18 protein-coding genes are annotated in these 12,276 nt (G+C 62.8%); 1 reads left to right on the plus strand and 17 read right to left on the minus strand.

The genetic code is table 11. From position 1 onward, the window contains the following. Window positions 1–73 precede the first annotated feature (73 nt). The 3 genes from ptsP to FOZ74_RS05370 all read right to left on the minus strand — a co-directional run bounded on the left by ptsP (window position 74) and on the right by FOZ74_RS05370 (window position 2,537). Entirely contained in the window at window positions 74–1,789 is a 1,716-nt protein-coding gene (ptsP, locus tag FOZ74_RS05360) for a phosphoenolpyruvate--protein phosphotransferase (RefSeq protein WP_146912100.1), read from the minus strand. A gap of 64 nt (window positions 1,790–1,853) precedes the next feature. Continuing rightward, on the minus strand, window positions 1,854–2,123 hold the full coding sequence (locus tag FOZ74_RS05365; protein WP_146912101.1) for an HPr family phosphocarrier protein: 270 nt from the start codon (window positions 2,121–2,123) through the stop codon (window positions 1,854–1,856). 6 nt (window positions 2,124–2,129) lie between these two features. Further along, window positions 2,130–2,537 (minus strand): PTS sugar transporter subunit IIA, encoded by a 408-nt coding sequence (locus tag FOZ74_RS05370; RefSeq protein ID WP_146914088.1) that lies wholly within the window; start codon window positions 2,535–2,537, stop codon window positions 2,130–2,132. Between the two features lie 175 nt (window positions 2,538–2,712). On the opposite strand from FOZ74_RS05370, the gene FOZ74_RS05375 reads away from it, so the two are divergent. After that, window positions 2,713–3,156 (plus strand): GNAT family N-acetyltransferase, encoded by a 444-nt coding sequence (locus tag FOZ74_RS05375; protein WP_146914089.1) that lies wholly within the window; start codon window positions 2,713–2,715, stop codon window positions 3,154–3,156. Window positions 3,157–3,161: 5 nt separating this feature from the next. Here the strand turns inward: FOZ74_RS05375 and FOZ74_RS16030 are convergent, their stop codons facing one another. The 14 genes from FOZ74_RS16030 to fusA all read right to left on the minus strand — a co-directional run bounded on the left by FOZ74_RS16030 (window position 3,162) and on the right by fusA (window position 12,216). Beyond that, window positions 3,162–3,299, minus strand: coding sequence for a hypothetical protein (locus FOZ74_RS16030; protein WP_186764661.1), 138 nt, complete (start codon window positions 3,297–3,299; stop codon window positions 3,162–3,164). Window positions 3,300–3,331: 32 nt separating this feature from the next. Then, window positions 3,332–3,601, minus strand: coding sequence for a 30S ribosomal protein S17 (gene rpsQ / locus FOZ74_RS05380; RefSeq protein ID WP_146912102.1), 270 nt, complete (start codon window positions 3,599–3,601; stop codon window positions 3,332–3,334). A gap of 12 nt (window positions 3,602–3,613) precedes the next feature. Next, window positions 3,614–3,811, minus strand: coding sequence for a 50S ribosomal protein L29 (rpmC, locus tag FOZ74_RS05385; RefSeq protein ID WP_146912103.1), 198 nt, complete (start codon window positions 3,809–3,811; stop codon window positions 3,614–3,616). A 12-nt stretch (window positions 3,812–3,823) separates the two neighbouring features. Then, window positions 3,824–4,240 carry a 50S ribosomal protein L16 gene (gene rplP, locus FOZ74_RS05390; protein WP_146912104.1) on the minus strand — a complete coding sequence of 139 codons (417 nt, stop codon included), beginning with the start codon at window positions 4,238–4,240 and terminating at the stop codon, window positions 3,824–3,826. 2 nt (window positions 4,241–4,242) lie between these two features. Further along, the gene (rpsC, locus tag FOZ74_RS05395) at window positions 4,243–5,103 is read right to left on the minus strand and encodes a 30S ribosomal protein S3 (protein ID WP_146912105.1); all 861 of its coding nucleotides are present in this window, start codon (window positions 5,101–5,103) and stop codon (window positions 4,243–4,245) included. Between the two features lie 16 nt (window positions 5,104–5,119). Then, complete coding sequence (rplV, locus tag FOZ74_RS05400) at window positions 5,120–5,452, minus strand: 50S ribosomal protein L22 (protein ID WP_146912106.1); 333 nt, start codon at window positions 5,450–5,452, stop codon at window positions 5,120–5,122. Window positions 5,453–5,461: 9 nt separating this feature from the next. Next, window positions 5,462–5,740, minus strand: a complete 279-nt coding sequence (gene rpsS / locus FOZ74_RS05405; RefSeq protein WP_146912107.1) for a 30S ribosomal protein S19 — start codon at window positions 5,738–5,740, stop codon at window positions 5,462–5,464. A 10-nt stretch (window positions 5,741–5,750) separates the two neighbouring features. Then, window positions 5,751–6,575, minus strand: a complete 825-nt coding sequence (gene rplB / locus FOZ74_RS05410; RefSeq protein ID WP_146912108.1) for a 50S ribosomal protein L2 — start codon at window positions 6,573–6,575, stop codon at window positions 5,751–5,753. Between the two features lie 2 nt (window positions 6,576–6,577). Continuing rightward, complete coding sequence (gene rplW / locus FOZ74_RS05415) at window positions 6,578–6,892, minus strand: 50S ribosomal protein L23 (RefSeq protein WP_146912109.1); 315 nt, start codon at window positions 6,890–6,892, stop codon at window positions 6,578–6,580. Beyond that, complete coding sequence (rplD, locus tag FOZ74_RS05420; RefSeq protein WP_146912110.1) at window positions 6,889–7,509, minus strand: 50S ribosomal protein L4; 621 nt, start codon at window positions 7,507–7,509, stop codon at window positions 6,889–6,891. The genes rplW and rplD overlap by 4 nt, the downstream gene beginning before the upstream one ends. After that, window positions 7,509–8,183, minus strand: coding sequence for a 50S ribosomal protein L3 (rplC, locus tag FOZ74_RS05425; protein WP_146912111.1), 675 nt, complete (start codon window positions 8,181–8,183; stop codon window positions 7,509–7,511). Before rplC ends, rplD begins: the two co-directional genes overlap by 1 nt. Before the next feature lie 223 nt (window positions 8,184–8,406). Next, window positions 8,407–8,718 (minus strand): 30S ribosomal protein S10, encoded by a 312-nt coding sequence (gene rpsJ / locus FOZ74_RS05430; RefSeq protein ID WP_005796953.1) that lies wholly within the window; start codon window positions 8,716–8,718, stop codon window positions 8,407–8,409. Between the two features lie 25 nt (window positions 8,719–8,743). After that, window positions 8,744–9,934 (minus strand): elongation factor Tu, encoded by a 1,191-nt coding sequence (tuf, locus tag FOZ74_RS05435; protein WP_146912112.1) that lies wholly within the window; start codon window positions 9,932–9,934, stop codon window positions 8,744–8,746. A gap of 173 nt (window positions 9,935–10,107) precedes the next feature. After that, window positions 10,108–12,216 carry an elongation factor G gene (gene fusA / locus FOZ74_RS05440; protein WP_146912113.1) on the minus strand — a complete coding sequence of 703 codons (2,109 nt, stop codon included), beginning with the start codon at window positions 12,214–12,216 and terminating at the stop codon, window positions 10,108–10,110. Window positions 12,217–12,276: the final 60 nt, after the last annotated feature.

Here is a 12,276-nt window from a genome sequence, read left to right on the forward strand (position 1 = left end):
AAGGGCCCGCTGCAACCCGCACCGCCAGCACAAGAGATGGCTGGCGCAGCCAACTCACGCGCGATTCGCGCATTCAAGAAGGGCAGCTGTCCATCAGCAGGCGCGGCTGCGGCGCCGCGATCACCCGTTCCGCCCACTCCTTCAGCGCTGTGGCATCACTGCGCAAGATGCGCTGTTTGACGAGTGGAATTTGCGCGGATTGCATGGAGAAGTGGCGCAAGCCCAGACCCAGCAGCAAGGGCGCCAACGCGACGTCTCCGGCCATTTCTCCGCAGACGCTCACCTCTTTTCCCGACCGGACCCCCGCAGCAATCACTCTTGCAATCAAGCGCAAGACGGCGGGGTGCAGGGGATCGTAGAGGTATGCCACCGACTCATCGGTACGATCGATCGCAAGGGTGTACTGGATCAGATCGTTGGTGCCTATCGACAGGAAGTCAAAGTATTGAAAGAATTCGTCGGCGAGCAGCGCCGCAGCGGGCACTTCGACCATCGCTCCCACACGCACGATCCCTGCCACGTCTGCGCGGGCGGCCAGTTCTTCCCGCGCAAGCTGCAATTGAGCCAGCACCTGGTGGATTTCGCCCAGTTGGCCAATCATGGGAAAGAGCACGCTCACCGGCCCATGGGCCGCCGCGCGCAAGATTGCACGCAACTGGGTGCGAAACGCCTCCGGATCGGCCAGGCTCCAGCGTATGGCACGCAAGCCTAGCGCCGGGTTGTCCGCATGCGGGTGACTCGCGCCATCCAACGGTTTGTCTGCGCCGATGTCAATCGTGCGTATCGTGACCGGCAGGCCCCGCATGCCTTGCACCACGGCGCGATAGGCGTGGTACTGCCCTTCTTCGGAAGGCAGGTCAGCGCCGCGCCCCATGAAAAGAAATTCACTACGAAAAAGCCCAATGCCCGCAGCACCGACGTGCAAGGCGGCAGCAACGTCTTCCGGACCTTCGATGTTGGCCAGCAAATGAACCGCTTCTCCGTCACTCGTGCGGGCGGATACCGATGCAAGCGCTTCAAGCTCCACCTTGCATCGAATCTGGTCGCGTTCACGCTCCCGATACGCGGCTCTTTCTTCCACGGTAGGCTCCAGGATCACGACTCCGGCATCCCCGTCGATGATCAGCCAATCATCGGGCCGGACCTGCTGGCTGATCCCGCGCACAGCCACGACGGCGGGGATCCCCATGCTGCGCGCGACGATGGCCGTATGGCTCGTGAGCGCTCCCGCATCTGTGGCGAAGCCGGCGAAGGCACCCTCCCGATACCTCAGCAAGTCCGCCGGCGACAGGTCTTGCGCCACGAGAATGCGCGCCCCTCCCTCCTCGATATCCGATACAGGCTGTGCTGCTCCGCGCAGGTGCTGCTGAACCCGCTCCGCTACCTGTTCAAGGTCCGCCTTGCGTTCTCGCAAATAAGGATCATCCATGGCGTCAAATTGACGTACAAGAACGTCCAGTTGAGCCGACAACGCCCACTCCGCGTTGTAGTGGTGTCGCGTGATCCAATGAGCGATGGCGGCTTTGAACACCTCGTCGTGCAGCATCTGCAGATGCACATCGATCATGGCTGAAAGTTCAACCGGGGCATCGCCAGGTAGCGAAGCCTGCAGGCCGTAGAGCTCCCGCGCAACCGCATCGCGCGCGTTGCGCAAACGCTCCAACTCGGAGTCGACCTGCGCCACTTCGACACGATACCGGCGAATCTGCGAGCCACTATGCCCCACCAGCACAGCCCGGCCCTGCGCAACACCTCCCGTTATCGCCAGACCATGCACACGTACCGTCACGCTCGTGCGGCTTCCCGCCCCGCTATCCAAACGATGAACATGTACACGGATACGCCGCCCACGTTCACTCCCCTTCGCCGAATTTGTCGGCAATCAAGGCAAGCAGCGCCGGCATGGCCACCTCTTCCTGCGCGCCTTCGGTTTCGATCTCGATTTCCGTTCCCATGCCCGCCGCCAGCAGCATCACGCCCATGATGCTCTTGGCGTTCACCCGCCGCTCGCCTCGGCTGAGCCAGACCTGGCAATCGAAGCTGTTGGCAAGCTTGGTCAGCTTGGCCGACGCGCGCGCATGCAATCCCAGCCTGTTGACGATGGTTGCCTTTGTCTTGATCACGTTGGGCTACTGGTGAGCGCAGCTCGCTTGCAGCTGCGGTCGCAGCATCCCCTGCCTGCCGCCCGCCAACGCCCGTTCGATCAGCGAATCCAGGTCTTCATGGCGGTAGTTGACGGCCCGCAGCAACATCGGCAGATTCGCCCCCGTGATCAGGCCTGCCGTTGGCTCATGTACCAGGCCGCAGGCGATGTTGTGCGGCGTGGCACCAGCCACGTCGGACACCAGGAGAAACTGCTGCGCACCGCTGCGGTTCATCAGATCCTGCGCAGCGTCGCGCATCTCAGCCGGCTGGGCACAGGGCGGAACGTCCAGTGCCAGCACCTCCGATTCGCATTCGGGGAACACATGCAAGACGCAGGAGCGCAGCGCACTGGCCAGCGGTACGTGAGCGATAAGGACGATACAGGTCTTCATGGCCGGCAAAAGGGTAACACTGCATTATCACCCCGCCTGCACCCCGCTGCTGAACACGGCACGCAGCGAGGCAGGCGTGCGACGGCGCCGGCTACACTCGAGCCCTTGACCACTTGCCTCGAAGAAAGTGCAGCGCCCCTCTTTCCGCCTGTTCGTGGCCTCGCATGCAGATGACATGGCGCTTGCCAGAGAGCTGTTCAGGGAATATGCCCTGTCTCTGGAGGTGGACCTGAGCCTGCAGGGCCTGGAAGAGGAGATCGCCCGGCTGCCCGGCGAGTACGCCCCGCCCCGCGGCTGCCTGTATCTGGCCGAAGTGGATGGCAGTGTTGCAGGCTGCTGCGCTCTGCGCCCGATCGACGAATGCGATTACCCGAACGCGGCAGAGATGAAGCGGCTGTACGTGCGCAAGGCGTTTCGCGGCTTCGGCCTGGGCCGGGCTCTCGCAGAAGCTATTGTGCAAGAGGCCAGTCGCCAAGGTTATGCCACGGTTCTGCTCGATACCCTGGACGACATGGAGGCCGCGCGTTCCTTGTATGAAGAGCTGGGCTTCGTCGAGATCCCGCCCTACTACCACAGCCCTTACCCGGGAGCGCACTATCTGAAAGCGACCCTGGGCTGAACCCGTCATTGAGCGCGACCCTGCGGCGTATGGGATGTCTGGCTGAGCGGGCGATAGCCGCTATGAACCGCGAGTTGCTGAATCGAATCAGCAAGGAAAAAAAAACGACCCACGAGGTGGGTCGTCTGCAGAGCGATGAGCATGCCACCGCTGCATTGGCAGCGGGACCGGCCTCTCAGACCAGAGTAGCCTTCTGCACCAGGCGTGTCACCACCCAGTTCTTGGTCTTGGACAGCGGGCGGCTTTCGGCGATCTCCACCGTATCACCCTGCTTGTACTCGCCGTTCTCGTCATGAGCATGGAACTTGCTCGACCGGATCACAATCTTGTCGTAGATCGGGTGCTTCACACGGCGCTCCACCAGAACGGTGACCGTCTTCGCACGCTTGTCACTGACCACCTTGCCAACCAAGGTGCGCTTGAGGGATGTCTTTGCTTCCGTCATGTTCGCTCCTGGTTACTTGGCGGCCTGCTTTTCAGCAAGTATGGTTTTGGCGCGCGCTATGTCGCGTCGCGTCGTCTTGAGGGCCGCGGTATTGCCCAGTTGCTGGGTTGCCTTTTGCATGCGCAGGCCAAAGTGGGCCTTTTGCAGCGACTTCACTTCCTCCAACAGAGCACTCTCATCCTTCTGGCGGAGTTCAGCAGCTTTCGTCATGTTGAAAATTCCTTACGCGCCAATATGGCGAGAGACGAAGGTGGTGCGCAGCGGAAGCTTGGCCGCAGCCAGGCGGAAAGCCTCGCGCGCCAGCTCCTCCGGGACACCAACGATCTCGAAAACCACCTTGCCCGGCTGGATCTCGGCCACGTAGTACTCCGGATTTCCCTTCCCGCTGCCCATGCGCACTTCGGCGGGCTTGTTGGAAATGGGCTTGTCCGGAAACACACGAATCCAGATGCGTCCGCCGCGCTTGACGTGGCGGGAAATGGCGCGCCGTGCGGCTTCGATCTGGCGGGCCGTCAGGCGGCCGCGATCGGTGCACTTGAGGCCGAAATCACCGAAGGACACGGCATTGCCACGCGTGGCTATGCCCGTGTTGCGGCCCTTTTGTTCCTTGCGGAACTTGCGGCGAGCAGGTTGCAGCATGTTTATTCTCCTTTGCCGTCCGCCGCTGCAGCAGCGGGCGCGTCCTTGGCAACGCGCTTAACGGTGGTTGCGTCGGTGCCAGCAGCACCTTCGGGTTTGTCGCTACCGTCCACGGGCGCCGTATTGGTGCCGCCAGTACGGCGCGGTCCGCGGGCGTCGCGGCGGCCATCGCGTCGCGCACCGCGAGGGCGGCGCTCGTCTTCGCGCGGGGTCTCGACGGCAGGCAAGTCGCCACGGCCGAGCGTGTCGCCCTTGTAGACCCAGACCTTCACGCCGATGGCGCCATAGGTCGTGTGCGCTTCGGACACGCCGTAGTCGATGTCGGCACGCAGGGTATGCAGCGGCACACGGCCTTCTCGGTACCATTCGGTGCGAGCGATTTCGATGCCGTTGAGGCGCCCCGAGGACATGATCTTGATGCCCTGGGCGCCCAGGCGCATGGCGTTCTGCATGGCGCGCTTCATCGCGCGGCGGAACTGGATACGCTTTTCCAGCTGCTGGGTGATGGAGTCGGCGATCAGTTTGGCGTCGATCTCGGGCTTGCGCACCTCTTCGATGTTGACCGCCACCGGCACACCGAGCATGACTGCGAGCTCCTTCTTCAGGTTCTCGATGTCCTCGCCCTTCTTGCCAATCACCACTCCCGGACGAGCCGAGTAGATGGTGATGCGCGCATTCTTGGCCGGACGCTCGATCAGCACGCGCGAGACGGCGGCGTTCTTGAGCTTGCGACGCAGGAATTCGCGCACCTTGATGTCTTCGGCCAGCTTGCCCGCGAAATCGCGGTTGCCGGCGTACCAGCGGCTGGCCCAGTTGCGGCTGACGGCGAGGCGAAAGCCGGTAGGATGAATTTTTTGTCCCATGGTGTTCCTCTCGCCTTCAGTTGCCCACGGTCACGTAGATGTGGCACGTCGGCTTGCTGATGCGGTTGCCGCGGCCCTTGGCGCGCGCCGTGAAACGCTTGAGCGTGGTGCCTTGTTCGACGTAGATGGTCTTGACCTTCAGTTCGTCGATGTCGGCGCCGTCGTTGTGCTCGGCATTGGCAATGGCCGACTCCAGCACCTTCTTGACGATGCCGGCTGCCTTCTTCTGGGTGAAAGTCAGGATGTCGAGGGCCTGGTCCACCTTCTTGCCGCGGATGAGATCTGCCACGAGACGACCCTTGTCCACGGACAAGCGGACGCCCCGCAGGACTGCACGTGTTTCAGACATGGTCGTTCCTTACTTCTTCTGGACTTTCTTGTCCGCCGGGTGACCCTTGAACGTGCGCGTCAGGGCAAACTCACCGAGCTTGTGGCCCACCATCTGATCGGTGATGTAGACGGGCACGTGCTGCTTGCCGTTGTGCACGGCAATGGTCAGGCCGATGAACTCGGGCAGCACCATGGAACGGCGCGACCAGGTCCTGACGGGCTTCTTGTCCTTGGTAGCCACGGCCTTCTCGGCCTTGGCCAACAGGTGATGGTCAACAAACGGACCCTTTTTGACAGAGCGAGACATTGGCTACCCCTTACTTCTTGCGACGCGACACGATCATGTTCTGTGTGCGCTTGTTGTTGCGGGTACGGTAGCCCTTGGTCAGATTGCCCCACGGGTCCACAGGGTGGCGTCCTTCCCCGGTCTTGCCCTCACCACCGCCCTGGGGGTGGTCGATCGGGTTCATGGCCACGCCGCGCACCGTCGGGCGTATGCCCATCCAGCGCTTGACACCGGCCTTGCCGAGTTGACGCAGGCTGTGCTCTTCATTGGCGACTTCGCCAATGGTGGCGCGGCATTCGACGTGGATCCTGCGGACTTCGCCGGACCGCATGCGCACCTGAGCGTAAACCCCTTCGCGCGCCAGCAGGGTCGCCGAAGTGCCGGCGGAGCGCGCAATCTGCGCACCCTTGCCCGGCTTGAGCTCGATGCAGTGGATGGTCGAGCCGACGGGGATATTGCGGATCGGCAGGGTATTGCCCACGCGGATCGGCGCCTCGGAGCCGCTCACCACGGTGGCGCCCACTTCGATGTTGCGCGGCGCGATGATGTAGCGGCGCTCGCCATCGGCGTAGCACACCAGCGCGATGTGCGCCGAGCGGTTGGGGTCGTACTCGATACGCTCCACTTTGGCCGGGATGCCATCCTTGGCACGGACAAAGTCCACCACGCGGTAGTGGTGTTTGTGACCACCGCCCTTGTGGCGCACGGTGATGCAACCGCGGTTGTTGCGACCGGCCTTCTGGAACTTGGGCTCCAGCAGCGGCGCGTAGCCCTCACCCTTGTGCAGGTGATTGCGCGAAATCTTCACCGCGCCACGCTGGCCCGGAGTGTTCGGTTTGATTTTGATGACAGCCATGGTTATGCCGCCTCCCCGGACAGGTTCAGGTCCTGGCCTTCCTTGAGATGTACATAGGCCTTGCGCACGTTGTCGCGCCGGCCGGTGGTTTTGCCAAAGCGCTTGGTCTTGCCCTTGACATTGACCACGGACACGCCGGTGACTTCCACCTTGAAAAGCAGCTCGACTGCCGCCTTGATCTCCGGCTTGGTCGCGCCCTGCAGCACCTTGAAAGTCACCACGTTCGACTTTTCCGACACCATGGTGGCCTTCTCCGACACCACCGGGGCGATCAGCACCTGCATCAGACGACCTTCATCGAATTTGGACGTGCTCATGCAAACATCTCCTTGAGCTGGTCAATGGCGCCCTTGGTGACGAGAACCTTCTTGTAGTGCACCAGCGAAACCGGGTCGGCGTAGCGCGGTTCGACCACGAACACGTTCTTCAGATTGCGTGATGCCAGGTACAGGTTCTCGTCCACCTCTTCGGCGATCACCATGACGGAATCGAGGTTCATTGCCTTGAAGCGGCTGGCAAGCGCCTTGGTCTTCGGCGAATCGAGCTTGATCGAATCGACCACCGCCAGGCGCCCCTCGCGCACCAGCTGCGAGAAGATGGAAGCCATGCCGGCGCGGTACATCTTCTTGTTGAGCTTGTGCGTGAAATTCTCGTCCGGCAGGTTCGGGAAGATGCGACCGCCCCCACGCCACAAGGGCGAGGAGGTCATGCCGGCGCGGGCGTTGCCCGTCCCTTTTTGCTTGAACGGCTTGCGGGTGGAGTGACGGACCTGTTGACGGTCCTTTTGCGCACGCGTGCCCTGACGGCCATTGGCACGGTAGGCAACCACGACCTGATGGATCAGGTCTTCGTTGTATTGACGATCGAACACGGTCTCGGGCACATCCACCTTGGATGCGGCATTGCCCTGTTCATCGAGGAGTTCGAGCTGCATCAGTTCGCTCCTTTCGTTGCAAGCGCCTTGACGGCCGGACGGACGGTCACGAAGCCGCCCTTGGACCCGGGGACCGCGCCCCTGATGAGCAGCAACTGGCGTGCCTCGTCGACCCGCACCACGTCCAGGTTCTGGGTGGTCACGGTTTCGTCGCCCATGTGGCCGGTCATCTTCTTGCCGGGGAACACGCGGCCCGGGTCCTGCGCCATGCCGATGGAGCCGGGTACGTTGTGCGAGCGGCTGTTGCCATGCGAAGCGCGCTGCGAACCGAAGTTGTGGCGCTTGATGGTGCCAGCGTAGCCCTTGCCGATGGACGTGCCCTGCACATCCACCTTCTGGCCCGCGGCGAAGACGTCGGCGACCGGCAAGGCGCTGCCGGCCGGGTACTTGTCCGCAGTTTCGGAGCTGACGCGAAACTCGCGCATGATCTGCCCCGCCTGGACGCCCGCCTTGGCGAGGTGCCCTGCCTGCGGCTTGGTCACACGCGATGCCTTGCGCGCACCATAGGTGACCTGCAAGGCCACGTAGCCGTCGTTGTCCTGGGTCTTGACCTGGGTAACGCGGTTGCCCGAGACGTCCACCACCGTAACGGGGATGGAAACCCCGTCATCGGCGAACAGACGCATCATGCCCACCTTGCGCCCCAGCAACCCCAGGGAGTTGCTCTGACTCATGTTTATTCTCCAGAACTTTCACCGTCCCGACTTCAATTGGCCTTGACGTTTGCGCCGGTGCGAATCCGCGAGGTATCGCGTATTCGCACCGGCGCGTGAAAGAAGGTTGTTCAAGCTTCGCGAAGACGCTCTCTGCGCGAAGCCGGCGATTCTAACCCAATCGTTTTGCAAGAACAAGTGCTGGCCGCCCAGCGCCTTGGGGCGCTGGGCGGCCAGCGGGGGTTCACTGCAGCTTGATCTCCACGTCGACGCCCGCGGGCAGGTCGAGCTTCATCAACGCGTCGACGGTCTTGTCCGTCGGATCGACGATGTCCATCAGGCGCTGGTGCGTGCGGATTTCCAGCTGGTCGCGGCTCGTCTTGTTGACGTGCGGCGAGCGCAGGATGTCGAAACGCTTCATGCGCGTGGGCAGGGGCACGGGACCCTTGACGATGGCGCCGGTGCGCTTGGCGGTATCGACGATCTCGGCGGCCGACTGGTCGATCAGCTTGTAGTCAAACGCCTTCAGGCGAATGCGGATTTTTTGCTTGGACATGAATAATCCTCAGTCGTCCCAAGAATTACTCGATGATCTTCGCCACCACGCCCGCGCCCACGGTGCGCCCACCCTCGCGGATGGCAAAGCGCAGGCCCTCTTCCATGGCGATGGGGTGGATGAGCTTGACGGTCATGGACACGTTGTCGCCGGGCATCACCATCTCCTTGTCGGCCGGCAGCTCGATGGCGCCCGTGACGTCGGTGGTGCGGAAGTAGAACTGCGGGCGGTAGTTGTTGAAGAACGGCGTGTGGCGCCCGCCCTCGTCCTTGGACAGCACGTACACCTCGCAGGTGAAGTGCGTGTGCGGGGTGATCGAGCCGGGCTTGGCCACGACCTGGCCGCGCTCGACGTCTTCGCGCTTGGTGCCGCGCAGCAAGATGCCGACGTTGTCGCCCGCCTGGCCCTGGTCCAGGAGCTTCCTGAACATTTCCACGCCGGTGACGGTGGTCTTTTGCGTGTCGCGGATGCCGACGATTTCCACTTCCTCGCCGACCTTGACGATGCCGCGCTCCACGCGCCCGGTGATCACGGTGCCGCGCCCGGAGATGGAGAACACGTCTTCCACGGGCATGAGGAAGGCGCCGTCGATGGCGCGCTCGGGCGTGGGGATGTAGCTGTCCAGCGCTTCAGCGAGCTTCATGATGGCCTGCTCGCCGAGCTCGCCCGTATCGCCTTCGAGCGCCAGCTTGGCCGAGCCCTTGATGATGGGGGTGTCGTCGCCGGGGAATTCGTACTTGGACAGCAGTTCGCGCACTTCCATCTCGACGAGTTCGAGCAGTTCGGCGTCGTCCACCATGTCGCACTTGTTCAGGAACACGATGATGTAGGGCACGCCCACCTGGCGGGCCAGCAGGATGTGTTCGCGCGTCTGGGGCATGGGGCCGTCGGCGGCCGAGCACACGAGGATGGCGCCGTCCATTTGCGCGGCACCGGTGATCATGTTCTTGACGTAGTCGGCGTGGCCGGGGCAGTCCACGTGCGCGTAGTGGCGCGCGGCGGTCTCGTACTCGACGTGCGAGGTGTTGATGGTGATGCCGCGGGCCTTCTCTTCGGGGGCGTTGTCGATCTGGTCGTAGCTCTTGACGTCACCGCCGAACTTCTTGCCCAGCACCGTGGCGATCGCCGCAGTCAGCGTCGTCTTGCCGTGGTCCACGTGACCAATGGTGCCCACGTTCACGTGCGGCTTGGTACGCTCGAATTTTCCTTTTGCCATGTTCCAACTCCAAAAGAGCAATGCCTGTGCGAGGGTTTAAGGTCTGCACCCGATTGCTGATTCCCCCGGCACAGGACCACCGGGAGGCACCGAATCGCAGACCGTCAAGATACTATTAAAAACATAGCTATCAGCGCTTTACTGACAAGCGCTGATAGCCGTTTTCATTCGGATCACTTGGCGCGTGCAGCCATGATGGCTTCGGCCACGTTGCGCGGAGCTTCGGCGTAATGCTTGAACTCCATCACGTAGGTGGCACGGCCCTGGGTCATGGAGCGCAACTGCGTGGCGTAGCCGAACATCTCGGACAGTGGCACCTCGGCCTTGATGGCCTTGCCGCCGCCTACCATGTCGTCCATGCCCTGCACCATGCCGCGGCGGCTGGAGAGGTCGCCCATCACCGTGCCGGCGTAGTCTTCGGGCGTCTCGACCTCCACGGCCATCATGGGCTCCAGGATGACCGGGTCGGCCTTGCGTGCGGCTTCCTTGAAGCCGAAGATGGCCGCCATCTTGAACGCCTGCTCGGACGAGTCCACGTCGTGGTAGGAACCGAAAGTGAGCGCAACCTTCACGTCCACCACCGGGTAGCCGGCCAGCACGCCAGCGGTGAGCGCTTCTTCCACGCCCTTTTGCACCGCAGGGATGTATTCGCGCGGCACCACGCCGCCCTTGATCTCGTCGAGGAACTCGAAGCCCTTGCCCGGCTCGTTGGGCTCCAGGCGGAACACCACGTGGCCGTACTGCCCCTTGCCGCCCGACTGGCGCACGAACTTGCCTTCCACGTCGGAGACGCTCTTGCGCACCGTCTCGCGGTAGGCCACCTGGGGCTTGCCGACGTTGGCCTCGACGCCGAACTCGCGCTTCATGCGGTCGACAATGATGTCCAGGTGCAGCTCGCCCATGCCGGCGATGATGGTCTGACCCGACTCTTCGTCGGTGCGCACGCGAAACGACGGGTCTTCGGCCGCCAGGCGCGACAGCGCGATGCCCATCTTCTCCTGGTCGGCCTTGGACTTGGGCTCCACTGCCTGGGCGATCACCGGCTCGGGGAAGACCATGCGCTCGAGCATGATGTGGGCGTTCAGGTCGCACAGGGTGTCACCCGTGGTCACATCCTTCAGGCCCACGCAGGCGGCGATGTCGCCGGCGCGGATTTCCTCGATTTCCTGGCGGTCATTGGCGTGCATCTGCACGATGCGGCCGATGCGCTCCTTCTTGCCCTTGACGGGGTTGTAGACCGTGTCGCCCTTGGTCAGCACGCCCGAGTAGACACGCACGAAGGTGAGCTGGCCGACAAAGGGGTCGGTCATGAGCTTGAACGCCAGCGCCGAGAACTTCTCGTTGTCGTCCGCCTTGCGCGTCAGCTTCTTGTCCTCCTCGTCCGGATCGGTGCCGGCGACATCGGGGATGTCGGTCGGCGCCGGCAGGAAGTCGAGTACCGCGTCCAGCATGCGCTGCACACCCTTGTTCTTGAAGGCGGTGCCGCACAACATGGGCTGGATTTCGGTGGCGATGGTGCGCTGGCGCAGGCCGGCGATGATGTCTTCCTCGCTGAGTTCGCCCTCCTCGAGGTATTTGTTCATCAGCTCTTCGCTGGCTTCGGCGGCCGATTCGACCATCTTCTCGCGCCATTCCGTGGCCTGATCGACGAGATCGGCAGGTATGTCGCGGTATTCGAACTTCATCCCCTGGGAGGCCTCATCCCAGATGATGGCCTTCATCTTGATGAGGTCCACCACGCCCTGGAAACCGTCTTCCGCACCGATGGGAATGACCACCGGCACCGGATGCGCATTCAGGCGCGTCTTCATCTGGTCGTGCACCTTGAAGAAGTTGGCCCCCGTGCGGTCCATCTTGTTGACAAAGGCAATGCGCGGCACCTTGTGCTTGTTTGCCTGGCGCCAGACGGTCTCGGACTGCGGCTGCACGCCGCCCACGGCGCAGTACACCATGACGGCGCCGTCGAGCACGCGCATGGAACGCTCCACCTCGATGGTGAAGTCCACGTGCCCGGGGGTGTCGATGATGTTGATGCGATGGGCCGGACGCGACAGATCCATGCCCTTCCAGAAACAGGTCACCGCCGAAGAGGTGATGGTGATGCCGCGCTCCTGCTCCTGCTCCATCCAGTCGGTCGTGGCCGCACCGTCATGCACTTCCCCGATCTTGTGGGTCAAGCCCGTGTAAAACAGAATGCGCTCGGAGGTCGTGGTCTTGCCTGCGTCGATGTGCGCAGAGATGCCGATATTGCGATAACGCTCCAGGGGAGTAGTGCGGGCCATGATGATCTTTCGTTAACGGACAACAGCCCGGCCGCCGAAAACCGGCACGTCGGGCTTGTT

The sequence above is a fragment of the Comamonas flocculans genome, from assembly GCF_007954405.1.
Classification (GTDB): Bacteria; Pseudomonadota; Gammaproteobacteria; order Burkholderiales; family Burkholderiaceae_C; genus Comamonas_C; species Comamonas_C flocculans.

What these genes read in the sequence shown, in the direction of transcription:
- FOZ74_RS05370 (WP_146914088.1), bottom strand. Translation starts at nt 2,537, where the DNA reads ATGAAGACCTGTATCGTCCTTATCGCTCACGTACCGCTGGCCAGTGCG.
- FOZ74_RS05375 (WP_146914089.1), top strand. Translation starts at nt 2,713, where the DNA reads ATGGCGCTTGCCAGAGAGCTGTTCAGGGAATATGCCCTGTCTCTGGAG.
- FOZ74_RS16030 (WP_186764661.1), bottom strand. Translation starts at nt 3,299, where the DNA reads ATGCTCATCGCTCTGCAGACGACCCACCTCGTGGGTCGTTTTTTTTTC.
- rpsQ (WP_146912102.1), bottom strand. Translation starts at nt 3,601, where the DNA reads ATGACGGAAGCAAAGACATCCCTCAAGCGCACCTTGGTTGGCAAGGTG.
- rpmC (WP_146912103.1), bottom strand. Translation starts at nt 3,811, where the DNA reads ATGACGAAAGCTGCTGAACTCCGCCAGAAGGATGAGAGTGCTCTGTTG.
- rplP (WP_146912104.1), bottom strand. Translation starts at nt 4,240, where the DNA reads ATGCTGCAACCTGCTCGCCGCAAGTTCCGCAAGGAACAAAAGGGCCGC.
- rpsC (WP_146912105.1), bottom strand. Translation starts at nt 5,103, where the DNA reads ATGGGACAAAAAATTCATCCTACCGGCTTTCGCCTCGCCGTCAGCCGC.
- rplV (WP_146912106.1), bottom strand. Translation starts at nt 5,452, where the DNA reads ATGTCTGAAACACGTGCAGTCCTGCGGGGCGTCCGCTTGTCCGTGGAC.
- rpsS (WP_146912107.1), bottom strand. Translation starts at nt 5,740, where the DNA reads ATGTCTCGCTCTGTCAAAAAGGGTCCGTTTGTTGACCATCACCTGTTG.
- rplB (WP_146912108.1), bottom strand. Translation starts at nt 6,575, where the DNA reads ATGGCTGTCATCAAAATCAAACCGAACACTCCGGGCCAGCGTGGCGCG.
- rplW (WP_146912109.1), bottom strand. Translation starts at nt 6,892, where the DNA reads ATGAGCACGTCCAAATTCGATGAAGGTCGTCTGATGCAGGTGCTGATC.
- rplD (WP_146912110.1), bottom strand. Translation starts at nt 7,509, where the DNA reads ATGCAGCTCGAACTCCTCGATGAACAGGGCAATGCCGCATCCAAGGTG.
- rplC (WP_146912111.1), bottom strand. Translation starts at nt 8,183, where the DNA reads ATGAGTCAGAGCAACTCCCTGGGGTTGCTGGGGCGCAAGGTGGGCATG.
- rpsJ (WP_005796953.1), bottom strand. Translation starts at nt 8,718, where the DNA reads ATGTCCAAGCAAAAAATCCGCATTCGCCTGAAGGCGTTTGACTACAAG.
- tuf (WP_146912112.1), bottom strand. Translation starts at nt 9,934, where the DNA reads ATGGCAAAAGGAAAATTCGAGCGTACCAAGCCGCACGTGAACGTGGGC.
- fusA (WP_146912113.1), bottom strand. Translation starts at nt 12,216, where the DNA reads ATGGCCCGCACTACTCCCCTGGAGCGTTATCGCAATATCGGCATCTCT.